This is a genomic window from Labrys neptuniae (genome assembly GCF_040797145.1).
GTDB classification, from domain to species: Bacteria; Pseudomonadota; Alphaproteobacteria; order Rhizobiales; family Labraceae; genus Labrys; species Labrys neptuniae.
The window spans coordinates 554278-577333 of record NZ_JBFNQD010000002.1 but is presented as its reverse complement, the minus strand read 5'-3'; the positions used below and the strand labels follow the sequence as shown (position 1 = coordinate 577333).

The following is a 23056-nucleotide window of genomic DNA, read 5'->3' as shown; positions in this document are numbered from 1 at the left end:
AAGGGGTTGGGCGAGATGAGGCAGTTGGAGATCGAGCTCGACATATGAGCCCCCTCGCCCCGTTTACGGGGAGAGGATGGAGGTGAGGGGCTACGGAAGGCGTCAGTTTGTCAGATCGCGCCGCCCCTCATCCTTACCTTCTCCCCGTAAACGGGGCGAAGGGGGGGCCGGCCTCGCGCCTCTCGCCTTATCTTAGCGCCTATGGATGTCCCCGTCCGCTCTCCTTATCTGCAGGCGTAGCGTTTCCAAGAGCGGATCGTCCGACAACTCCCTTGAGTCCTTGCCGTCGCCGCTCGCGCCAGCGCGAATGGCTTGCCAAGTGCCCTGCAATGGCCTAGCCGGAGGCTCTCCCGCCTTCCGGACCTCCAAGCGTGCCGGCTGCAGGCCTCTTGGAAGGAAGAGCTTCGCTCGTGGAATTGACCTGGACCCTCATCGCCATGCTGGGCGCCGTCGGCCTGGTGGCCGGCTTCGTCGATGCCCTCGCCGGCGGCGGCGGCCTCCTGACCATTCCAGCCCTGCTGCTTTCCGGGCTCGACCCGGTAGCGGCCCTCGCCACCAACAAGCTGCAGTCGAGCTTCGGCTCGGGCTCGGCGGTGATCGCCTTCGCCCGGCGCGGCCATATCGCCTTTCATCAGACACGCTGGATGGTGGTGACGACTTTGCTCGGCGCCTGCCTGGGCGTGGCTGCCGTCAGCGTCGCACCGCTGTCACTGCTCTCCGCGGCTCTACCGGTGCTGCTGATCGCCATGGCGCTCTATTTCGCCTTCTCCTCCCGCTTCTCGCCCAAGGCCGGCATCGAGGACGGCAGGGCCCGTATGAGCCCAGGCCTGTTCACCCTTACCATGGCGCCTCTCATCGGCTTCTATGACGGCCTGTTCGGCCCGGGAACCGGCTCCTTCTTCATGCTCGCCTTCGTGGCGCTGTGCGGCTATGGCGTCATCCATGCCACCGCCAACACCAAGCTCCTCAACTTCACCTCCAATTTCGCCTCGCTGATCCTGTTCATCCTGGCGGGCAAGATCGTCTGGGTGGTCGGCCTGGTGATGGGCGTGGGCCAGTTCCTCGGGGCCCAGGCCGGCTCCTATATGGCGGTGCGCCAGGGCGCGCGGGTGATCAGGCCCCTTCTGGTGCTGGTGTGCTGCTCGGTGGCCGTCAAATTGCTGCTCGACCCGGCCAATGCCTTGCATCAGGCCGTTATTTCGCTGTTTCAGTGAAGTCCGTCGTTGACGCCGAAGCCATTGGGATGTAAAGAGCCGCCTTCCAATAGCGAGCGCCCGCAGCGCTCGCGGCTTATCATTTTCAGGCAACGCACGGCCTTTCGGCGATCTTTCGGGATCGTTATGGATGCGGCCGGCTTAACAGGCAGGGATCATGGCCAATACGAAGTCGGCCAAGAAGGCTACGCGCAAGATCGAAGTGCGCACCGCAGTAAACAAGGCGCGCCGCTCGCGTATGCGCACCTTCATCCGTAATGTCGAGGAAGCCGTCGCTGCCGGCGACCAGACCAAGGCTGCTGCTGCGCTGAAGAGCGCCGAGCCGGAAATCATGCGCGCTGCCCAGAAGGGCGTGCTGCCGGCCAACACGGCGTCGCGCAAGGTGTCGCGCCTGGCCCATGCCGTGAAGAAGCTCAGCGCCTGAGCCGAACGGCGGGACGTCGAATAGAGACAGGCGACCGAGCCACTTTATTTAATTTCCCTTAGGTGAAGAAACCCGGCCCCCAAAGCCGGGTTTTTGTTGTTCGGCCCTTCCCGACCGGAGGCCCGTGCCACGCTCGGGCCCACGGCCTTTCGGGGGCCGCTCGCCATCGTTCCGGCTCCGTCCCCCCTCGGTCCGCGTTCCGGACACGGCCCCTCAACGGCGTCCTGGAAACATTTGTTCCGGGGCGAGCGCAGCCTGAAACCGCGACCCATGATTGTCATTGTCTCGTAACAATATTTGACGATGGAGGTATAATAATACTAACAACAATGAACTGGGCAATCTTTCCGCTTGACTCAAGGTTTGGCTGCCATGCCCATCCCCCCTCGGTAGCCGGTCAAAATTTTCCTATATATTTCATAGTCTTATGGGATAAGAGAAAAGTGGCCCGGCAGCCATCCCGGCACGCGCCGGGCAAATTACGAAGCCTCGCAATCTTTACGCATCCGAAACGAATATTTTTGAGTCATTTTGCCGCCTCCATGATTCCGTCGACTCCTCAACACCTTGCGGCTGCGGCAGTCAAAGCGCCTGCTGTCCGAATCGAGAACATTGAGGGGCCATTAACGAATCATTGAGATTTGCCTGTTGCACCCGACTGGGCCGGTTCGGTATGTTTTTTCTCGGAACGGGTCATGTGTAGGTTCCTTCCCGATATTGCGAGCGGACGTCCGTCCATTCCGGGGCATCGGTGAGGTATGCTTTGATGGCTACGTATAGTTTTGAAAACAGTAAGGTAATAGCGTCGGCATTCGATTGCTGCTTTCGAGACCAATAATGAGATGGACCTTCTGGTGAAGCGTCCCGTGCCGGCGTTACACGGCATGTTGTGTATAATTACGAACGAAGTCTGAAGAAGACGGAATTGGGGTGTCATGTCGTCGGGGTGGTTGAATGACTATGCGGGAGACGTTTCGGCGCAGGAAGCCTATGAGCTCCTCAGCCAGCAGCCTAAGGCACAGCTTGTCGATGTCCGTACCCGGGCCGAATGGTCGTTCGTTGGCGTTCCCGACCTCTCCGCGCTCGGCAAGGAACCCGTCCTCGCCGAGTGGCAGCGCTACCCCAGCATGGAAGTCGCTACCGATTTCGTCTCCCAGCTCGAGCGCGAACTCGAGCGCCGCGGCGTCGGACAGGACCAGCCCGTCCTGTTTCTCTGCCGTTCGGGCGCTCGTTCGCTGGCGGCCGCCCAGGCTATGCTGGCTGCCGGTTGGAAGGGTGCTCGCAACATAGCCGCGGGCTTCGAGGGCCCGATGGATGCCTCGCGGCATCGTGGCATTGTCGAAGGCTGGAAAGCCTCCGGTTTGCCCTGGATCCAGTCCTAAAAAAAACCAATTCGCGCTCTGCAGCCGCCGGTCCAGGACCGGAAAAGGCCGGAGCTGTTTCTTGAACTCATTTTGCCAGACGATAGCCCTATGACCTCGAGCGAACGCCTGTCAGTTATTGCCAGCCAAACCGCAAAAACCGTTTCCGGCCTGGATTCCGATTCCTCCGTCGCCGATGGCGCCATCCAGCCGGCAGCGGCCTGGGATCGCGTCAAGCGCCGCCTGCGTGCCGAATATGGCGAGGACGTGTTTTCCAGCTGGTTCGCCCGCCTGGAACTCGACGCCGTCATCGACGACACCGTGAATCTGTCGGTCCCGACCCGGTTCCTGCGCAGCTGGATCCAGGCTCACTACATCGACAAGATCCTTGGCCTCCTGTCGGCCGAACTGCCGGGCACGGCCCATATCGCGCTCAATGTCCGCACTGCGGTGGCCCGCCCACCGGCAGCGCGCGATGCCGCCTCATGCGCCAAGCCCATCGGCGAAGCGGCGGCCGCCAAGCCGGCTGTCCCCTTCCTGCGGGCGGTGGAAACGCCGGCACGCGAGGACGACCTTTCCGGCTCCCCGCTCGACCGTCGCATGTCGTTCGAAGCCTATTTCATCGGCCGCTCGAATTCACTCGCGCATGCCGCGGCCCTGCAGGTCGCCAAGGCCGGCGCCGCCGATCCGCTGCCCTATAATCCGCTGTTCATCCATGCCTCGGTGGGCCTCGGCAAGTCGCATCTGATCCAGGCCATCGCCCATCAGTCGGAAGCCCAAGGCAAGCGCGCCCTCTACCTCACCGCCGAGCGCTTCATGTATGGCTTCGTCGCCGCGCTGAAGGCGCAGACCGCCATCGCCTTCAAGGAGAAGCTGCGCGCGATCGACCTGCTCGTCATCGACGACCTGCAGTTCCTGGCCGGCAAGTCGATCCAGCAGGAGTTCTGCCATACCCTCAATGCCCTGATCGACGGCGGCAAGCAGGTCGTGGTCGCGGCGGATCGGCCGCCGGCGGATCTGGAGACCCTGGACGAGCGCGTGCGTTCGCGCCTGTCGGGCGGCCTAGTGGTGGAGATCGGTGCGCTCGACGAGGAACTGCGCATCAAGATCCTGAAGGCTCGCATCGAGGCGGCCCGCGCCCATCACGCCAATTTCGACGTGCCCGACAATGTCGTGGCCTATGTCGCCCATCAGGTCACGACCAATGGCCGCGATCTCGATGGCGCCGTCAACCGCCTGCTCGCCCATTCCGCTCTGTCCGGCTCGGGCATGTCGCTGGAGACGGCCGAGGCCGCCATCCGCGACCTCGTCAAGAACCGGGAGCCGCGCCGGGTCAAGATCGAGGACATCCAGCGCATCGTCGCCAAGCATTACAATGTCAGCCGCGCCGACATCCTGTCGCTCCGCCGCACCGCCACGGTGGTGAAGCCGCGCCAGGTTGCGATGTATCTGGCCAAATCGCTGACGCCGCGTTCCCTGCCCGAGATCGGCCGCCGCTTCGGCGGGCGCGACCACACCACGGTGCTGCATGCCGTGCGCAAGATCGAGGGCCTGGTCGGCAAGGACACCGGTCTGGCCGAGGAAGTGGATCTGCTGCGCCGGCTGCTTTCGGAATAGAATGCCGATGCGTGTCCGGCGGCGGGATGTCGGTGATCGCCGACATCTTGCCATCGGCCATGCATGGGCTTAACCCAGTTCTTGCGTGATGCAGGAACTGGAGGTGGATCCATGGCTCGACCGGTACGGACGAATCCGATCTCATCTCCGGCCGTGCATATCCGCTGGCTCGCCTGTCTTGCGGCACTGGTCGTGCCGGGGCTCGGCCACGCTCAGGGCAATGTTCAGGACGATGATCAGGGCATGGGCGTCCTGAAAGTCTTCATGGCGAGCCAGAGCTACCGGGACATCACCGGCAAAGCCCTTTCAGGCATCCCGCCGGCCATCTTCACACGCTGTCCGACGCTGGTGGCGCGGGATTCCTCCGTCACCATCCTTCAGCCGGTATCCGCCGGTCCGCAGGGCAGCCCGGCTAGTGGGCGATGGAAACAATCCTTTCCGGTCAGCGGCTGCGGCAACGACACCGTGCTCAATCTCTATTTCTCGGTGGCGGCGGACGGCAAACCCCAGGCCGGCGCCACCTTGCCCGGCACCACGCTCGCCGATCCGCTCCTCCAGCGAGACGCTCTGCTCTATGCCAATCTCGGCGCCACGCGCGCCGTGGCCGACTGCAAGAATTTTCTGGTCATCGATACCAAGGCTCCCGCATCGAGCCAACCGCCAGGAACGGGCGGCGGCCTCAAGGCTCCCTGGTCCGAAACCTGGACGCTGAGCGGCTGCAGCCGCAAGGTCGACGTCCGCATGGATTTCACCCCCGATTCCACCGGCACGACGATCGCGCCGCGCGACGCAGTGATCCGGCCCGACTGATGTCGGCTGGGCAAGCGCCCCAATCTTCCCCCTTGCATCGCCGGCGCGATCCGGGCAAAGGCGCAAACGACCCTTTGTTTCGGCGCCGCTTGCGGCACCCAGCAGATTGAGATGATCGCCATGCTCTATCTCGGCCTCGATATCGGAACTTCGGCCGTCAAGGCCGTCATCGTCGACGAACGCGAGACCGTGCTGGCCGAGAGCGAACAGCCTCTCTCGCTGTCGCGTCCGGGCCCCGGGCTCAGCGAGCAGAATGCCGATGACTGGATCGCAGCGATCGAAGCCATCCTGACGCGCTGGCGGGCCGAACAGCCGGCTCTGCTGGCCGGCGTGGAGGGCATCGGCCTGTCGGGCCAGATGCATGGCTCTGTCTGCCTCGATGCCGAGGACCGGCCGCTCGGGCCGGTGATGTTGTGGAACGACGGCCGTGCCGCAGCCGAGGCAGCCGAACTCAACCGCGAGCACCCCGAACTCGCCTGGCAGCTCGGCGTGCCGGCCGCTCCCGGCTTTACCGCTCCCAAATTGCTGTGGCTCGCCCGCCACCAACCGGCACTGCGCGCCCGTCTGAAGCGGGTGCTGCTGCCCAAGGATTTCGTGCGCCTGTGGCTGACCGGCGAGCATGTCAGCGAAATGTCGGACGCGGCGGGAAGCTGGTGGCTCGACCAGGCCAGGCGCGATTGGTCCGATGCGGCCCTGGCGGCAACCGGTGTCGAGCGCAGCCAGGTGCCGCGCCTGATCGAGGGCACCGAAATCTCCGGCCGGCTGCGCCCGGCGCTCGCCAGCCGGCTCGGCTTCAAGCCAGGCATCCCGGTGGCCGGCGGCGCGGGCGACGCCATGGCAGGCGCCATCGGCATCGGCACCATTGCCGACGGCGCTTTCCTTTCCATCGGCACGTCCGGCCAGTTCTTCGTGCCCGGAACCGACTATCGTCCGCTGCCCGACAAGTTCCTGCATACGTTCTGCCATGCCGTGCCCGGTCATTGGGTGCAGATGGCCGCCCTGCTCAACGGCGCCTCCTGCCTCGCCTGGGCCGCAGGGCTGGTGGGCGAGCCGATCGAAAAGCTGCTGGCCGACGTTGCCGCCCAGCCGTCCGGCCCGGGCCGCGTGATGTTCCTGCCCTATCTCGCCGGCGAGCGCACCCCGCACAACGATCCGGAGGCAACCGGCCTGTTCACCGGCATGACCGGCGGCACCGGCAAGGCCGACCTCATTCGCGCCGTGCTGGAGGGCGTTGCCTATTCCTTCGCCGATGCGGCGGCCTGCCTCGCCGAAGCCGGCACTGAGCTCAGCGAAGCTGCCGTGATCGGTGGTGGCGCCCGCAGCGCCTTGTGGGTGCAGATCCTCGCCGATGTGCTCGGCCTCAGGCTGAAGCGCTATCGCGGCGGCGAAAAGGGGCCGGCCTTCGGCGCCGCCCGGCTCGCACGCGCCGCGGCCAGCGGCGAACCGATCACAGCCATCGCCACCAAGCCGCCCATCCTGGATGTTGCCGAGCCGCGCCCCGAGCTGACGCAGGCCTATGTCGAAAAGGTGGCGGCCTTCCGCCGGCTCTACCAGGCAACCAGGGCGGCTCGCTAGGTCAAGCCGCGCCATACGCTATCGCGTCAATCGGGCAAACACCCGCGACAGCCTCCTGGTCCCGACATCGGCCTCCTCATCCGTCAATCCGGAAAATCCCAGCAGGAGCCCGGGCTCGGCCGCAGTTGATATATGCATCGGCGATACCGGCAGAACGGCCACGCCTTCCTGGAGCGCGGCCTGTGCTACCGCGCGATCATCCGTCCAGGTTCCCGTGCTCCGCACTGTGAAGTGAATGCCCTGCTCGGGCACGGGCGCAATCAAATGCTCCGATAGCCGCTCGTTCAGCAAGCGGGCCAGAAAGTCGCGCGAGGCACGGTAGCGCTCGCGCAGGCGCCGTAAATGGGCCGGGAAATATCCTTCGTTGAGGAAATCGGCCACGACGCGCTGATGCAGCGGCGCCGGGAAGCGATCCACAATGGGCCGCGCGGCCCTGAAGGTGGCGACGAGATCGTGGGGAACGATGAGATAGCCCACCCGGATCCCGGGCAGCAGCGCCTTGCTGAAAGTGCCGAGATAGAGGACGCGGTCGGTGGCATCCAAGCCCTGGAGCGAGGTGATCGGCCGGCCCTCATAGCGGAACTCGCTGTCGTAATCGTCCTCGATGATCCAGCAGCCCCGCTCCTGCGCAAAGGACAGAAGCTCCAGCCGGCGCGCCAGCGGCAGGGCAGAGCCGGAGGGATATTGATGCGACGGCGTCACATAGACGGCCGCCGGCCTGGGACCGTCATAGGCCTTGAGCTGCTGCGTGCTCAACCCGTCCCGATCGACTTGTATGCCGGCGAGCCGGGCGCCATTGAAGACGAAGGCCTGTCGCGCCGGCGGGTAGCAGGGATCTTCCACCAGCACCGTCTGCCCCGGCGAGGCCAGGAGACGAACGGCAAGGTCGAGGGCCTGCTGCGTGCCCGAGGTGATGAAGACCTGTCCCGGTTCGCATCGAACGCCCCGCGAGGCGATGAGATGGGCGGCTATCGCCTCCCGCAGCGCTGCCTCGCCTTGCGCCTCGCGATAGCCGTCATGCGTGTAGTCGAGATGGCGGAGCGTGAGCCGCTTCAGCAGGCTCGCTGTCCTGGCATCATGGATCACGCGGCCGGTGGTGAAGGGAGCCTGCAGGGGTAGGGCCGTCCCGATGCGCATGGCCATTTTCGCTGCCGTCGAAATGGCTCGGCTATCGCTCTCCCCGACCGCCTGATGCCCCTCGCTTGTTCCGGTCGGGATCGACGGCAAGCCGCTGGCGACATAGGTTCCGGAACCATGCCGGCCAAGGGCGTATCCCTCTGCAATCAGCATGTCATAGGCCTCCGCGACAAGGCCGCGCGACAAGGACCATTCGCGCGAGGCCGTTCGGGTCGAGGGCAGCCGATGCCCCGGCTGCAGCCGGCCTGCCACGATGCCGTCGCGCAGTTGCACGAAGAGCTGGCGCACGGCCGGCACCGGCGACGGCGTTTCGATCGCGGGAAGAAAGCCGGCCGCCGCGCTCTCCCGGCGCAGCGACCGGGCCTGGCTGTCCGACACGGAAGTGGCTCGCATCTTCATCCTAAAGTGGCCCTGGATTAGGGTCCAAGTTTGGCGTTTTGTCGATCCACTTTCAAGGATGACCGCAATGCGCCCCTCTTCAGCCCCCTTTCTCTTCGCCGGCACCATGCTGGCCGCCGCCGGTTATGGCGCCACTTTTCTGCTTGCCTCCTACTACCGCGCGCATGGCGGCGGCGACATCGAGACCGGCCTCACCCTCGGGGCGGCGATGGTCGGCACCTTCACCGGCGTTCCGCTCGTCGGCTGGCTGTCCGGCCGCTTCGATGCCGCCCGCATGTGCGTGGCCGCCTGCTGCGCCGTCGCTGCCGGCTTCCTGCTGCTGGCGGCATCGGCCGCGCAAAGCGGTTTCACACCCGGCCTGGCCTCGGGCTTCCTCATCGGGCTGGGTTGGGGCATGTTCTATATCGCCGCGCCCATGGCCCTTTCCGAACGCATCACCGATGCCGACCGAGCCTTCTGGTTCATGCGCTTCGCCGCCTTCCAGATGGCGGGCATCGGCGGCGGGCCGGTCCTTCTCAATCTGTCCATCCATCAGGCCGGCCTGTCGATCGAGGCGGCGTTCCTGCTGGTCGGCCTCGCTTGTCTGGCCGCATCGGCACTCCTCTGGATTTTCGGGACCCTCGCGCCCGGCGAGCCACGCATCGTCGCCCTGCGCCCCTGGCTGCGCGACATCGCCGTCATCGGCCGGGGCGCATCGATACGCCCGATTATCATGGTGGCGCTCGGGGCCTGCGTCTTCTCCGGCCTCATGACCTTCCAGTCCACGCTGGTGCGGGATACGGCCGCGAACGAGGCGACTTTCTTCGCCGTCTACGCCGTCACGGTCGTCGCCGCGCGTCTGCTGCTCGCCCGTACCCTGGCCGGGCTGCCGCAAGTCGCACTTGCAACCGGCCTGCTGGCCGCCATGGTGCTCGGGGTCCTGGCGATGCTGGGGGTCACCCTCCATCCGGCATTCCAGATTCTCGCCGCCATCCTGACGGGTATCGGCTATGGCCTGGTCTATCCGGTCATCCAGACCTGGGCGGTCAACGACACCCCACGGGAGTTGCGCCATGCGGCACTCACCTGGTTCGTCCTTTCCTATTTCATCGGCGTCTTCGGCTTTCCCGTCATCGGCGGCTGGATGCTGGTCAATTTCGGCAAGAGCACCTTTCTGGTCGTCCTGCTCGGCCTCGCGCTGGCGGAGTTGCTGATCGCGGTCAATATCGGCCTCGCCCGCAAGCGCTCGATCGCCCTCGGGACGGGCCGGACTTCCGCGTCATGACGGCCTGTCGCCACCGTGGGCAGGCGTACCGCATGCGCCGCCTTCTCGCCGCATCTCCCCGGCGACAGAACGCTCCGGAAGCGTGATTTCCGCACCTTCGCCCGCTTCATCCGAAGCGGGCTCTTTCTGTCCGGCGCAGGCGAAGATGCCTATCCGACCCTGCCGCCGCTCGAGGCTCGGATGACGAGTTCCGTACCGAAGACGACCCTCGGGCGCTCGATCACCTCGCGATTGAGCAGCCGGATCAGCATGCGGGCCGCCGCCTCTCCCTGTTCGATCGCCGGGTTGTGGATGGTGGTGAGGGCCGGCCTGGTATAGGCCGCGATCGGCAAATCGTCGAAACCGATGACGGCGATGTCTTCGGGCACCCGCAGGCCGGCCGCCTCGATCGCCGCCATTATGCCGAGCGCGATCGTATCGTTGCCGGCAAGAATGGCGGTCGGTGGCCGCTGCGCCCGTGCGAGCAATTCCCTCATCGCCGCAAAACCGCTCTCCGCACTGTGATGGGCAAAGCCGACCAGGTCGGGTTCGGGCTCCAAGCCATGGCTGGCCAGGCTGTCGCGATAGGCGGCCAGGCGCCGATCGGTGGCGATGTTGCCCATGGCGGAGAAGCCGATATGGCCGATGCGCCGGTGCCCGAGCCCGACGAGATGATCGACGGCGCTCTGGATCGCCCTGCGGTTGGAGAAATTGACCGAATGCTCGTTGGGATGGCCGACGGAGCCGAGCAGCACCAGGGGATAGCCATCCTCGATCAGCCCGCGCAAGGCCTGGTCGTTGCTGGCAGGGTTGAGCACGATCATGCCGTCGATGCGGCGGCTGCGCACCAGATCGGTATAGACATTGGGGGCCCCACCCTTGTCAACGACCTCCAGCAGTACGCCATAGCCATGCTCGCGATTGACCCGGCTGATGCCATAGAGGAGTTGGGGCACGAAGCCGTCGACATTCAGGAGCGCCGGGTCGGTCGCGACCAGGCCGATCGTTTCGGTGTCGCCCCGCACCAGCATGCGGGCTGCCGAATTCGGCCGATAACCGAGTTCCGCCGCGGCCCGCAGAACGCGTTCGCGCGTCTGGGTGCTGATCGAAACGGCCGTGGAGCCGTTCAGAACCATGGAGACGGTGGCGCGGGATACGCCGGCGCGCTCCGCCACGTCATGGCTCGTCACCTTCATGCGCTCCATCCATCCTCCGAGCCCGTCAGCAAGCCGCGTCGATCCCGACCTGTCAAGCCTGCGAGCACCCGTCTTGACAGCGCGTCCTTCCTCTGCATTAATCATACTAACACGTGTTAGTAAACAAGTAACACGTGTCATCAACGAATGAAAAATGAGACCAGCCTGGGGAGGCAACGCCTTTGGTATCGATCGGCGAGTCCGAATCACTGGCCAGACGGCGCCCGGCCCGCAGCGCGAGGAGCCTGCGCTGGCGCGAGAACCTGACGGGTTGGCTCTTCATCGCCCCCGCCCTCCTCGGCTTCACGGTGTTCTACCTGCTGCCGACTTTGCGGGCCGTCGAAATCAGCCTGACCGACTGGAACCTGATGCGGGCGCCGAAATTCGTCGGGCTCGACAATTACGTCCGGCTGATCGGCGATCCCCGCTTCTGGCAATCGGTCAAGATCACCTGCCTGTACGTCCTCTACAACATCCCAGTCCAGACGGTGCTCGGCCTCGCCCTCGCCGTGCTGATGGACAGGCTGTCGAAATCCGTGGCGCTGCGCGCGGTGGTGGTGGCGCCCTATCTCCTCTCCAACGTGGTCGCCGCCCTGATCTTCCTGTGGCTGCTCGATCCGATCCTGGGCATCACCAACGCCTTCCTCGGCCTGATCGGCATATCCCGGCAGCCCTTCCTGACCTCGCCCGAACTGTCCCTGGTCTCGGTGGCGGCGATCAATGTCTGGCGCCACACCGGCATGACCGCGATCCTGTTCTATGCCGGGCTGCAGGCGATTCCGCGCTCGCTCTACGAGGCAGCCAGGATCGACGGTGCCAGCGAATGGCATATGTTCCGGCATATCACCTTGCCGCTGCTGCGCCCCGTGCTGGTCTTCATCGTCGTCACCAGCGTGATCGGCTCGTTCCAGGTCTTCGACACCATCGCCGTGGCCACCAGGGGCGGGCCGGTCAATTCGACCAGCACCATCATCTGGTACATCTATGAGAGCGCCTTCCGCTTCTCCAAGATGGGCTATGCCTCGGCCATGTCCGTGCTGCTCTTCCTGGTGCTCGTTGGCGTCACCCTCATCCAGATGCGGGTGATGCGGGCCGGCAGCTCGGACCTGGAGTAGGCGCCATGGCCATCGTCGCCCCACGCCGGAACCTCGGGCGCGCCTTTGCCTGGCTGGTGCTCTGGCTCTTCGTCATCGGCTCGCTCTTCCCGCTCTGGATCGCCCTCAAGACGGCTTTCACGCCATTGCCGAACCTTTACGAAAGCGCCGGCTCTCCCCTGCCGGACGGCGTGACGACCACAAATTTCACCCGCATCTTCGGCCTGAGCCCGGAAGAGGGAGGTTTCGTCGCCCGCATCAATTTCGGGCCGGCCCTCGTGAACAGCCTCGTCTTCACGGCGATCTGCGTCACCGGCCAGATCTTGTTTTCCTCGCTGGCCGCCTATGCCTTCGCCAGGCTGCGCTTCTTCGGCCGGGACGTGATCTTCTATCTCTTCATCTCCGCCACCATGGTGCCGGCGATCGTGCTGTTCATCCCGAATTTCGTGCTGATCAAGGAGCTCGGCTGGCTGAACACCATGACAGGCATGGTGGCGCCCTTCGTGCTGATGACGCCCTTCGCCGTGTTCTTCCTGCGCCAGTTCTTCCTGTCGACGCCCTCGGAACTGGAGGATGCCGCCCGCCTCGACGGCGCCTCGCCGCTGCGCATCTTCTGGAGCGTGGTGCTGCCGGTCCATCGCGGCGCCATCGCCACGCTCGCCATCCTGCTCGCCATCAACAGCTGGAACGAATTCCTCTGGCCCTATCTGATCGGGCGCGATGAAAGCTCGCGCGTCCTGTCGGTCGCCCTCACCAATTTCCTGCAGCAGCAGCCGAACGGCAATCCCGACTGGACCGGCCTGATGGCCGCGACCTTCCTGTCGATCCTGCCGGTCATCGCCCTGCTCCTCATCCTCGGCCGGCGCGTGGTCGAGTCCCTGCAATTCAGCGGCCTGAAATAACGGGCCGAGCACATCCGGGAGGAAGCCTTGACGATCATCTCGAAAGCTCTCGCGTCACGACTGCGTTCATGGTGCTGCAGGCGGCGTGGCCGGTCCGCCGGTAATCCGAGGGGGTCCGGGCGCGGGTCCCGCCGCCTGCAGCTCGGCCTCGGTGCGATGCTGCTGGCGGGAACGAGCCTGCCGGCACGAGCCGCGACCGAGATCAGCTACTGGCTGTGGGACAACAACCAGCTCGCACCCTACCAGGCCTGCGCGGACGCCTTCCAGAAGGAGCACCCCGACATCAAGGTGAAGCTCACCCAGCTCGCCTGGAACGACTATTGGACGACGCTCTCCACCGGCTTCGTCTCCGGCACGGCGCCGGATGTCTTCACCAACCACCTCAGCCGCTATCCCGAATTCGTCGCCAACAACCAGGTGATGGAGATCACCGATTTCATCAAGCGCGACAAGGTCCCGACCGACATCTACTACAAGGGCCTGCTCGACCTGTGGTCGAAGGATGGCCGCGTCTATGGCCTACCCAAGGATTGGGACACGGTTGCCATCGTCTACAACAAGGACATGCTCGACAAGGCCGGCGTCAGTGTCGAGGAGCTCAACGAGGCCACCTGGAACCCGAAGGACGGCGGCAGTTTCGAAAAGATCCTGGCCAGGCTCTCCATCGACGCCAATGGCAATGACGGCCTCTCGGCCAAATTCGATCCGAAATCCGTCAAGCAATATGGCATCGTCTTTCCTGAGATCGACGGTTACGGCCAGTCGGCCTGGGCCCATTTCGCCGCCTCCAACGGCTTCAAATTCGTCGATGGCCTGTGGGCGACCTCCTACCATTACGATGCACCGGAGCTGGCCGCCTCCATCGGCTGGCAGCGCGATCTCGGCCTGAAGAAGGGCTTCGCCATCCCGCAAAAGGATGTCGGCAACAATTCCTCGGCCCTGTTCGTCGCCGGCAAGGCCGCGCTTACGCCGCAGGGCTCCTGGCTGATCAGCTTCTTCGGCAACAACGCCAAGTTCAAGCTCGGCTACGCCCTGCTGCCCAAGGGCCCGATGGGTCGCAAGACCATGTTCAACGGCCTCGCCGACGGCATCTGGACCGGCACCAAGCATCCGGAGGAAAGCTGGCAATGGGTGAAGTTCCTGGCTTCGCCCAGCTGCGCCCGCATCGTCGGCGCCTCCGGCGTGGTCTTCCCGGCCATAGAGGAAGCGGCCAAGCTCTCCCAGCAAGCCTCGACCACCAAGGGCTGGGACGTCTCCGCCTTCCTCAAGGAGGCTACCCCCGACCAGACCTTCTATTTCCCGATCACGGACCATTCCTCCGAAATCAATTCGCTCATGAAAGCCGCTTTCGAGCAGATCTTCCTCAACGACGTCGACGCAGCGAAGGTCCTCAAGGAAGCCAACGATGCCGTGAACGCCCTGTTCTGATCTCCCTCCCCCCTGTCGGCGGCGGTCACCGTCGCCGACCTTTTCTTCTCGATCAGGAGCCCCTGATGCCTTCCCCCAAGATCACCTTCATCGGTGCCGGCAGCACCGTTTTCGCCAAGAACCTGATGGGTGACATCCTCTCCTTTCCCGAACTCGCCGGGGCGCATATCTGCCTCTACGACATCGACGCCGAGCGCCTGGCCGTCTCCGAGCGCGTCGGTCGGCGCATCGTCGAGACTCTCGAGGTCCCTGCCCGCATCGAGGCCACCACGGACCGCTCGCGCGCCCTCGACGGGGCCGACTATGCCATCACCATGATCCAGGTCGCCGGCTACAAGCCGGGTACGGTGACGGACTTCGCGGTGCCCAAGAAATACGGCCTGCGCCAGACCATCGCCGACACGCTCGGCATCGGCGGCATCATGCGGGCTTTGCGTACCATTCCTGTGCTGCTCGACTATGCGCGCGACATGGAGAGGCTGTGCCCGGACGTCTTCCATCTGCAATATGCCAATCCGATGGCGATGAACGTCATGGCGCTGAACCGGGCGAGCAAGATCCGCAGCGTCGGGCTCTGCCACAGCGTGCAGGGCACGGCGGCCGAGATCGCCGAGGATATCGGCGTGCCGCTCGAGGAGATCAACTACACCTGCGCCGGCATCAACCACATGGCGTTCTACCTGAAGTTCGAGCGCAATGGCGAGGATCTCTACCCGCTGATCCGCAAGGTGGTCGAGGAAGGACGCGTGCCCGAATGGAACCGGGTGCGCTACGACATGTTCCTCAGGCTCGGCTATTTCGTCACCGAATCCAGCGAGCATTTCTGCGAATATGTGCCCTGGTACATCAAGACGGGGCAGGAAAAGCTGGTCGAGCGCTACAACATCCCGCTCGACGAATACATCACCCGCTCGGAGAACCAGATCCGGAAATGGAGCGAGCTCTCCAGCCAGCTGCAGGACGCCTCGGTCCCGCTCGAGGTCAAGCGCAGCGTCGAATATGGCTCGACCATCATCCATGCCATGGAGACGGGCAAGCCCGCCGTGGTCTATGGCAATGTCGAAAATCGCGGCCTGATCGCCAACCTGCCGGCCGATTGCGCCGTGGAGGTCCCCTGTCTGGTCGACAGGAACGGGCTGCAGCCGGTCAGCATCGGCAAGCTGCCGCCCCAGCTCGCGGCCCTGATGCAGACCAACATCAACGTCCAGAACCTCACGGTGGAGGCGCTGCTGACCGGCAATCGCGACCATGTCTATCATGCCGCAATGCTCGATCCGCACACCGCCGCCGAGCTCAATCTCGACGAGATCTGGGCCCTGGTCGACGAGCTCATGGCAGCCCATGGCGACTGGATCCCGCAGAATCTGCGCGAGACGGTGGCCCACGCCGCCTCGCAGCTAAGGGTGGCGTGACCGGGCGGGAAATGACGACATAGAGCGAATGTGGCTTGCTTGAATGGCCGTTATTCGGTGAGCTCTGCGCTGCCCCTCCCCCTACCCTCTCCCCGCAAGAGCGGGGCGAGGGAGGAGCAGGCGTCGCGCTTTATCCTCCAGCCTCTCATCTCCCCCAACAATTGGGCGAGATGAGACCACTTCACTATGAAACTCGCCATCGATGTCCCCCTCGCCTCGCTCTTGCGGGGAGAGGGTAAGGGTGAGGGGCTCCACAACCTTGATGCAGTCTTCAGCACTCAGCCATGCCATCAAGGCCGCAACCGCCCTTCACGCGCTCCGCGCGGCGCCGGCGCTGAGATCGGCCCAGTCGAACTCCTCCTCCAGCACATAATAGGCATCGTCGCCGATCGCCCCCTCGCGGCGCAGCTCGTTCGCCTTGAGGCGCGCGGCGGCGATCGCCTGCCGTCTGAGCGGATTGCCGGGCAGATCCCCGATCTCGCCCTGCAGCGGGCTCGCCTCGCTCAGCTCCACCACCGCCCCATATTCCTTGCACAGCAGCTTGGCATGCTTGGACTCGTCGTCCTTGATCGCCTCGATGGCGGCGCGATAGGCCTCGGTACGGGCCCATTTCACCTCCTGGCCGACAGGATCGCCATCGCGCAGATTCATCCAGCGGATCAGCGGCTTGAGCGTGAGGCCCTGCAGGACGAGCGTGCCGAACACCACGCAGAAGGCGGTGAACACGATGAGGTCGCGATAGGGAAACGGCGTGCCGTCAGCCAGATGCTCCGGCAAGGCGAAGGCAGCGGCCAGGGTGACGATACCGCGCATGCCGGCCCAGGAAATGACGATACCGCCCCGTGCCGTCGGCCGCGCCATCGGTCGGGGCGGGTGGAAGCCATAGCGGGAAATCTTGAAGCGGACCGCCGTGTTGTAGGTCATCACCCAGAGGAAACGCACCACGATGACCGTGACCAGCACGGCCAGGGCGACGGCGCAATATTGCAGGCGCAGTCCCATGTCGAGCCGCTCCCAGATCGGACGCAATTGCAGGCCGATCAGCACGAAGGCGAAGGCGTTCAGCATGAACACCACCGTCTCCCATACCGCATAGACGGGAACGCGCAGCCGCGCCGGCATGGGGGCGTCGCGCCGCCGGGCGATGGTCATGGCGTAGCAGACGATGGTGAGGATGCCGGACAGCCCCACCGCTTCCGCCAGCATCCAGACCCCGAACGTGGTGGCGAACTGCACGATCAGGGCGGTCGGCGCATCGTCGAAGCGCCCGATCACATAGGGAAAGGCCAGCCCCATGGCGATACCCGCGGCGACCGAGCCGAACACCGTGATGAAGAAGGCCGGGCCGAGGCTGCCGAGGGTGATGCCTCCGGAAACCATGGCGATCACGGCGAGGCGATAGATCAGGAGGGCGCTGGCATCGTTGAGCAGGCTCTCGCCCTCGAGGATCTTGGTCAGGCGATGCGGCAGCTTGACCTGCCGGACGATCGCCGTGGCGGCGGCCGCATCCGGCGGCGCCACGATGGCCCCCAGCGCGATCGCCGCGGCCCAGGGCATGCCGGGCACCAGCCAGCGCGCGAGCAGGGCGACGGCGAGCGTGGTGACACCAACGGCGACGATCACCAGGTTGGCGACCGGCACCCAATTGTCACGCAGGTCCCGAAGCGAGGTGTCGTAGGCAGCGTCCAGCAGCACGGGCGCCACGAACAGGGTCAGCGCCAGATGCGGATCCAGCGTCCATTCCGGGCTGTTGGGCACGAAGGCGAGGCAGGCGCCGCCAAGGGCGAGGAAGGTCGGATAGGGCGCCCCCAGGCGCCGGGCCAGGGTCGACAGCAGGGCGGCGCCCAGCAACAGCAGAATGATCCACTCGAAGGTTTCCATCGCGACCTCGACATCGTCTCCTGGTTGCATCCGGCAGTTTGCCGATAGCGTCAAGAGGACGGGGCTCACCGGCCTGTGGCCGGCTGGAACTTCCGCAGCGGGCGGACCGGTCCATCGCCATTCTTGTCAGGGGCAGGGACTTGCCCCTAGGGTGGCGCCATTCTTGCGAACCGGCCCGAAAGGACAGGATGACGACGATACGGAAACGCTCGTTTCCAAATAGAGAAGGCCTCCGGTCCTCCATCCGCCTTGCGTTCCGCGCGATCATAGTCGTGGCAGCGTTGGTGGCATTGCCGGCCGGCCTGGCCGCGCAGGAGGCCGTCGATCGCCTCGGCCTGCCCGGCCCGCTGGCCTTCGACGGCACAGAGTACAGGCTCGCCTGGAGCGCCCAGCCCAATCCAACCTATTACAAGCAGGAATATCTGCCGGCCGACGAGACCGTGACCGACTACACCAGGATGGTGCTGGTGGAACTGATCGCGGGCGGCCTGGACGTCGCCGGTGCCGCCAAGGCGCAGGTCGATACGCTCAACCAGCGCAAGGGCAAGGATCCGCTGGTGCAGATGGCCCTGATCCGCAACGCGCCGACCGGCGAGATCCTGCTCGACTTCCTGATCAGCCAGAAGAACCCCTGGGGCGAGTTCACGGTGGAGTGGAACGCCTATCGCTACGTGCCGCGTGGCGATGGCGTCATGCTGTTCGCGATCAGCCGCCGCGCCTATGGCAATGCGGCCGCCAAGGCCTTCCTGGCCCGACTGAAGACCGAGCGCCCCGCCGATATCGCCAAGCTGGCCCGCTATGAAATACCGCGGCTGCGGCTGCAGGGTGACTCACAGCAGGCCGGCTCCCCCTCGCCGCCGAGCTATGGCCGCAAATAGAGCCAGCCCTCGCTTTGGAGCTCGGCCAGCAGCACCACGCCGCCCTTCTCCGCCACCGCAAAACCGGGCAGCAGGTCGGAAAGGCCGAGCTTCATGCCGTCCATCGTGTGCCGGCAGGCATGAAAGGCAACGCCCTCCTGCACGAGCCGGCCGAAGCGCGCCTTGAAATCCTCGTTGCCACTATCCGCCCGGAAGGCCCGCAAGGCCGGGCCATGCACCACCACGGCCAGTTTCACGCCCTCGGGACCGCCCATGCCGTCGACATGGTTGCGCAGATTGCCGAGCACGAAGCCGGCCTTCTCCAGATCGGCGAGGTGATAGGCAATGCGCGGCACGGGCCTGGCCTCGGCCGCAAGCGAACCGCCGGCGCCGGCAACCAGAATGGCCGGGCCGCTCGCCAGCATGGCCCTCACGGCTGTTCTGCGATCCATCGGGACCTCCTGCGAAGCGCGGACTTCCAGTCCGTTCTCCCTTTCCTCAACAACAACTGTGTTTGGGGCAAGGATTGGCGGACAGGATGTCCGCGCTGTTTTCGTCGAAGCGGCTCATTGGCCCCGGCGCAACATCGCCTTCTCGTCTTCGTCACCGACCAGGGACAGGCAATCGGTCAGCGCGGTGCGGTCGAGCCGGAACAGCTTGTCGTCCGCTCCGAAGCGCTTGCGTTCATCGCTGTCCTCGCTGTCGCTGCCGGCCTTCCAGATGCGCGCGCCATCGGGAATGGCGACCAGGACGGATTTGTCGTTCTTGAGCCGCACGTCAATGGCGCCGCCGTCGCAATCGACACTGCAATGGGCCACATTCGCCTTGGCCGTCGGCGAGGTGGCGGAGCCGATCGCGCCACAGCCCCCGAACGTCTCGAAATGCGTGCCGGCCTTGCGGAAGGTGACGCCCAGCCCGAGCGTATAACCGGGATCGCCCCCCTCTTCCGCCGAACCCGTGACCAGCAGCGTCATGGTGCGCACATTCTGCTGTGGGTGGCTGCCCAGATGCGCCGCGTCATAGGCCCGCCTGTAGCAGGCATGGATCCTGTCCTTGCCGATGACGCGGCCGAAGACCTGGCGCTGGAAGGCCTCGTCGGGGGCCGAGCCTGCCGCCAGGGCAGGAGATGCCGCACCTGCCATCAAGGCGAGGGCAACCGGTGCCAACAGAACACGCATCGGGAAATGACGTCTCATGCGGCCCTCCGGACGACGATGCGCAGCAGGGAAAACTCTACGACATTGCGGGCGCGCTGTCCGTGCGCCCGCGCATTGCGATGCCCGATTCCGACGGTGCCGATAGTCCCCGCTATCAGCCGTTGATCGGGAAACGCACCACCCGGCTCGGCTCTTCCTCCCCCGTGCCGGGATCATCCGGCACCGGATGGGACGGCACCACCGGCATGGGCGGCGGCGGACGGCGCGGCGGCGGCTTCAGCGGCTCGGGCTTGGCGGGCTCGGGCGCCAGGACTTCGATCTTGGCAGGCTCGATCTTAGAATGCTCGATCTTGGCAGGCTCGACCTTCGCCGGTTCGACCTTGGCGGGCTCGACGGGTGCCGGCGGCACAGCGGCGACCGGTTCCACCAGCTTCTCCACCACTGGTGGCGGCGGCTCGACCGGCTTGGCGCGTGCTTCGACCAGCTTGGGCTGCTCGGGTTCGTCGACATCGGCCAGGACGTCGTCGGCATAGGAGACCACCGGCGCGCCGAGGCGCTCGACCGGCGTCTTCCACTCGAAGGCATCGATCCGGCCGGTGACGGGCGAGACCGGCAGCCAGACATCGGAGACCATGCCGTCGGCGGTCCAGACCGGATCGCGCGGCGCGCGTACGGCACGCGACAGCCATTCGCGCACCTTGCCGGTGGCGCCGTGCTCGGCCTCCTCGATATCGGCCATCAACAGGCAGACGCGCTCGGTGGCGCCCGATGCCAGGAGCGGCGACAGCGCCGAGCGGGCAACCGCAAAATCGCGGGCGGAAAGGGCGGCCCGGGCCAACGCGATCGCGGCCTCCGGATTGCCGGCCATCTGGGCGGCGAGGGTCTGGACGCGGGCATAGCGATCACGGGCGGAATCGCCGAGCCGGACATTGGTGTAGGCTTCGGCGATGTCCGGATGGGGCTGCAGGCGCCAGGCCGTCTCCAGTACCTTGGAAGCCTTGCGGATATCGTTGCCCTCCGAAAGCAGCTTGGCTGCCAGCACGGCGGCGGGCACCAGGCCCGGGGCAAGCTTGAGGGCCTCGATCACGCTGGCCTTGGCGCCGGCGCGGTCGCGCTCGGCCTGCTCGATCGCCTGGGCGGTGAGCAGCACGGCGCGGTGGCGCTTGGCCGTCTCCTTGTCGACCAGGCGATGATTGGCGTTGCGGGCCAGGGTCGAGAGCGCGCCGCTCCAGTCCTTCTCGATCGACTGGAATTCGAGCAGGGCCGTGCCGGCCCAGGGCAGGGTCGGCGAGGTCTTCACCGCTTCGGCGGCGAGCTGGCGGGCGGCATGGGCATCGCCGCGGCGCCGGGCCTCGACGAACAGGCCGCGCAGGCCGAGCGGCTTGGTCTCGGCCTCGGAGAGCATGGCCCGGAAGGCGGCCTCGGCGCCGGCGCGATCGCCCGAAAGCTGCGAGGCCTGCGCCCGCAGGAGCAGGGCCAGCGGCTCGGAGCCGAGGATACGCTCGGCATCGGAGGCCTGGCGCTGGGCGCGGCGGACATCGCCGGAACCAACGGCGATCATGCCCTGCGTCACGGCATTGAAGCCCTTGGAACGGCGGCGGGTGCGGAAAAAGCCGGCGACATTGGCAGGCGAACGCAGAAGCCAGCGCAGGAAACCGATAACGGCCATCAGGACGCCGACCAGCACCAGCACGGCGACGGCGGCCCAGACCAGCTTCACCTTATAGGTTGTCAGCCCGACGGTCAGGGCGACATCGCCCGGCCGGCCGGCCAGCAGATAGAGCCCGTAGGCCGCGAGAGCGAGAACGAGAACGGTAACGAGAGCCCGGATCATCGACGCCTCACGGTTGAGAGAATTTCTGCAGGGCGGCGCCGGTCTGCGCCTTGATCAAGGCCAGGGCTTCGGCGGCTCCCGTGGCCTGGGTGAGCCAGGCGGCGCCGGCCTGCTGGCCTGCCTCCGGCATCGCCTTGAAGGCGGTGATGGCCGCCGGCAGGTCACCCTTGTGCAGGGCCTTCGAGACCTTTTCGGCCGAGGCGGCCGGATCGCCATCGCCGCCTTCGCCTTCGCGCGTGACCGTGACGATGTTGCCGAGGCTGGCGGTGATACGGTCCATCACGCCGGCATCGGGCGACAGCGGTTCGGGCTTGGGCGTGAGCGCGGCCTCGATCTGCGGCTTCAGCGCGTCATAGCTGGTAGCCAGGGCCTCGACCGACGGCACGCCCGCCGCGGCGAGGCTTGCCAGCGGCGCCAGGGCTCCGGCATCGCCGCCGAGACCGCTGGCCGTCTGCAATTCATTGGCGAAGGGCTTGCCGCTGCGGATGGCCTCGCTGAGCTGGCCGAGCGCGACGGCATAGGCGGCCGCCTTGTCCGGCGTCGCGCTCACCGTCTGCTTGACCTGCGCGACTTCCTGCGAGAGGCCGTTGGCCGCCGTGCCGACCTGGCGCAGGCCGTCGCCGAGCGTGGCAATCTCGCCTTCGGCCTTGGCGAGGCGCTCGGTCAGGCCGGAAATGTCGGGACCGGGCGAGGGAGCTGCCGGTGTCGACGAGCCGGCGGCGCTCGCAGCCTTCTGAGCCTCACCTGCGAGAGAGAGGGCATTGTTCGCCGCTTCCTGAGTCGTCTTGACGCCGGTTTCGAGGGCAGCGAGACGGTCGAGGACCCCATCCGCGGTCTTCTTGGCGCCGGCGGCTTCCTGCTCGGCTATCGCGAGCCGGGAAGCCAGCCCGTCATCGCCGCCGCCCTTGCCGAGCGGGACGAGGCCAAGGGCGCCAGCCAGCAGCACCAGCACGCCACCGGCGATGCCGCCGGCCAGCGCCGCAGCGAGGGTCGACAAGCCCGACCGGGGCGGCGGGGAAGGAGGCGGAGGCGTGAATTCGGGATCGGAGCGGGGCGGAGGAGCGGCCGCCTCCGGTTCGGCGACCGTCTCGGTGCGCGGCGTATCGCCGCTGGCCTGTTCGCCATCGCCCGACGGCCGCGTCCAGATGGTCGAACCCGCCGCCTCCCCGGCCTCTGCCGCGGCGCCAGGACCGGTGTCCTCGGTCTTCGCAGCCTCGCCGGCGGCAGACTGTGTCTCGGCGGCGGATTCGGGACTGGAGGCGGATGTTTCCTCGCCAGCGGCCTCAGTCGGCGGCGCTGTCGACGCTGCGGGCGATTCGACGACTTCCGTGGCGTTCAAATCCAACGTCGCGGGACCGAGACCTGCGCTTTTCTGCTTTTTTGGCCTGCCTTGCGTGCTGTCTTCCCGTGCCATGCGACCCCCATGGAGACCCCCAACAGGCCCAGCCTATAGCATGAAAACCCGACAAGCCAATTTGCCCGAACCGAAGTGCGCTGGACAGCGACCGGCGTAGG

General features: G+C 65.9%; 19 protein-coding genes. 12 read left to right on the top strand and 7 right to left on the bottom strand.

Features of this window, described 5'->3' with window-relative positions:
• Window positions 1-437: 437 nt before the first annotated feature.
• The 6 genes from ABXS05_RS09935 to xylB all read left to right on the top strand — a co-directional run bounded on the left by ABXS05_RS09935 (window position 438) and on the right by xylB (window position 7001).
• A complete protein-coding gene (locus ABXS05_RS09935; RefSeq protein WP_367623904.1) occupies window positions 438-1214 on the top strand; it encodes a TSUP family transporter in 777 nt (258 codons plus the stop codon).
• Between the two features lie 157 nt (window positions 1215-1371).
• On the top strand, window positions 1372-1638 hold the full coding sequence (gene rpsT, locus ABXS05_RS09930) for a 30S ribosomal protein S20 (RefSeq protein ID WP_149253229.1): 267 nt from the start codon (window positions 1372-1374) through the stop codon (window positions 1636-1638).
• Window positions 1639-2573: 935 nt separating this feature from the next.
• The gene (locus ABXS05_RS09925) at window positions 2574-3020 is read left to right on the top strand and encodes a rhodanese-like domain-containing protein (RefSeq protein WP_068292959.1); all 447 of its coding nucleotides are present in this window, start codon (window positions 2574-2576) and stop codon (window positions 3018-3020) included.
• Window positions 3021-3110: 90 nt separating this feature from the next.
• Window positions 3111-4616, top strand: a complete 1506-nt coding sequence (gene dnaA, locus ABXS05_RS09920; protein WP_311939035.1) for a chromosomal replication initiator protein DnaA — start codon at window positions 3111-3113, stop codon at window positions 4614-4616.
• Between the two features lie 111 nt (window positions 4617-4727).
• Window positions 4728-5426, top strand: coding sequence for a hypothetical protein (locus ABXS05_RS09915; protein ID WP_367623769.1), 699 nt, complete (start codon window positions 4728-4730; stop codon window positions 5424-5426).
• A gap of 111 nt (window positions 5427-5537) precedes the next feature.
• A complete protein-coding gene (gene xylB, locus ABXS05_RS09910) occupies window positions 5538-7001 on the top strand; it encodes a xylulokinase (RefSeq protein WP_367623768.1) in 1464 nt (487 codons plus the stop codon).
• 18 nt (window positions 7002-7019) lie between these two features.
• On the opposite strand, the gene pdxR is transcribed toward xylB, so the two are convergent.
• Window positions 7020-8531 (bottom strand): MocR-like pyridoxine biosynthesis transcription factor PdxR, encoded by a 1512-nt coding sequence (gene pdxR / locus ABXS05_RS09905; protein ID WP_367623767.1) that lies wholly within the window; start codon window positions 8529-8531, stop codon window positions 7020-7022.
• A 73-nt stretch (window positions 8532-8604) separates the two neighbouring features.
• Between pdxR and ABXS05_RS09900 the strand changes: the two genes are divergently transcribed.
• On the top strand, window positions 8605-9801 hold the full coding sequence (locus ABXS05_RS09900; protein ID WP_367623766.1) for an MFS transporter: 1197 nt from the start codon (window positions 8605-8607) through the stop codon (window positions 9799-9801).
• Window positions 9802-9950: 149 nt separating this feature from the next.
• On the opposite strand, the gene ABXS05_RS09895 is transcribed toward ABXS05_RS09900, so the two are convergent.
• Complete coding sequence (locus ABXS05_RS09895) at window positions 9951-10976, bottom strand: LacI family DNA-binding transcriptional regulator (RefSeq protein WP_311939026.1); 1026 nt, start codon at window positions 10974-10976, stop codon at window positions 9951-9953.
• Between the two features lie 182 nt (window positions 10977-11158).
• On the opposite strand from ABXS05_RS09895, the gene ABXS05_RS09890 reads away from it, so the two are divergent.
• The 4 genes from ABXS05_RS09890 to ABXS05_RS09875 all read left to right on the top strand — a co-directional run bounded on the left by ABXS05_RS09890 (window position 11159) and on the right by ABXS05_RS09875 (window position 15812).
• Complete coding sequence (locus ABXS05_RS09890) at window positions 11159-12091, top strand: carbohydrate ABC transporter permease (protein WP_367623765.1); 933 nt, start codon at window positions 11159-11161, stop codon at window positions 12089-12091.
• A 5-nt stretch (window positions 12092-12096) separates the two neighbouring features.
• Window positions 12097-12972 carry a carbohydrate ABC transporter permease gene (locus ABXS05_RS09885; protein WP_311939022.1) on the top strand — a complete coding sequence of 292 codons (876 nt, stop codon included), beginning with the start codon at window positions 12097-12099 and terminating at the stop codon, window positions 12970-12972.
• Between the two features lie 27 nt (window positions 12973-12999).
• The gene (locus ABXS05_RS09880; RefSeq protein ID WP_367623764.1) at window positions 13000-14400 is read left to right on the top strand and encodes an ABC transporter substrate-binding protein; all 1401 of its coding nucleotides are present in this window, start codon (window positions 13000-13002) and stop codon (window positions 14398-14400) included.
• Between the two features lie 65 nt (window positions 14401-14465).
• Window positions 14466-15812 (top strand): alpha-glucosidase/alpha-galactosidase, encoded by a 1347-nt coding sequence (locus tag ABXS05_RS09875; protein ID WP_437178641.1) that lies wholly within the window; start codon window positions 14466-14468, stop codon window positions 15810-15812.
• 309 nt (window positions 15813-16121) lie between these two features.
• Here the strand turns inward: ABXS05_RS09875 and ABXS05_RS09870 are convergent, their stop codons facing one another.
• A complete protein-coding gene (locus tag ABXS05_RS09870; RefSeq protein ID WP_367623763.1) occupies window positions 16122-17693 on the bottom strand; it encodes a Na+/H+ antiporter in 1572 nt (523 codons plus the stop codon).
• A 272-nt stretch (window positions 17694-17965) separates the two neighbouring features.
• Between ABXS05_RS09870 and ABXS05_RS09865 the strand changes: the two genes are divergently transcribed.
• Window positions 17966-18571 carry an HI_0983 family protein gene (locus ABXS05_RS09865; RefSeq protein ID WP_367623762.1) on the top strand — a complete coding sequence of 202 codons (606 nt, stop codon included), beginning with the start codon at window positions 17966-17968 and terminating at the stop codon, window positions 18569-18571.
• Here ABXS05_RS09865 and ABXS05_RS09860 read toward each other — a convergent pair.
• The 4 genes from ABXS05_RS09860 to ABXS05_RS09845 all read right to left on the bottom strand — a co-directional run bounded on the left by ABXS05_RS09860 (window position 18556) and on the right by ABXS05_RS09845 (window position 22880).
• Window positions 18556-19002 (bottom strand): DsrE family protein, encoded by a 447-nt coding sequence (locus ABXS05_RS09860; RefSeq protein WP_311939013.1) that lies wholly within the window; start codon window positions 19000-19002, stop codon window positions 18556-18558. The genes ABXS05_RS09865 and ABXS05_RS09860 overlap by 16 nt on opposite strands.
• 114 nt (window positions 19003-19116) lie before the next feature.
• Complete coding sequence (locus ABXS05_RS09855) at window positions 19117-19746, bottom strand: hypothetical protein (protein WP_367623761.1); 630 nt, start codon at window positions 19744-19746, stop codon at window positions 19117-19119.
• Between the two features lie 115 nt (window positions 19747-19861).
• A complete protein-coding gene (locus ABXS05_RS09850; protein WP_367623760.1) occupies window positions 19862-21541 on the bottom strand; it encodes a heme biosynthesis protein HemY in 1680 nt (559 codons plus the stop codon).
• Between the two features lie 7 nt (window positions 21542-21548).
• Window positions 21549-22880, bottom strand: a complete 1332-nt coding sequence (locus tag ABXS05_RS09845; protein WP_367623759.1) for a COG4223 family protein — start codon at window positions 22878-22880, stop codon at window positions 21549-21551.
• Between the last annotated feature and the right edge of the window lie 176 nt (window positions 22881-23056).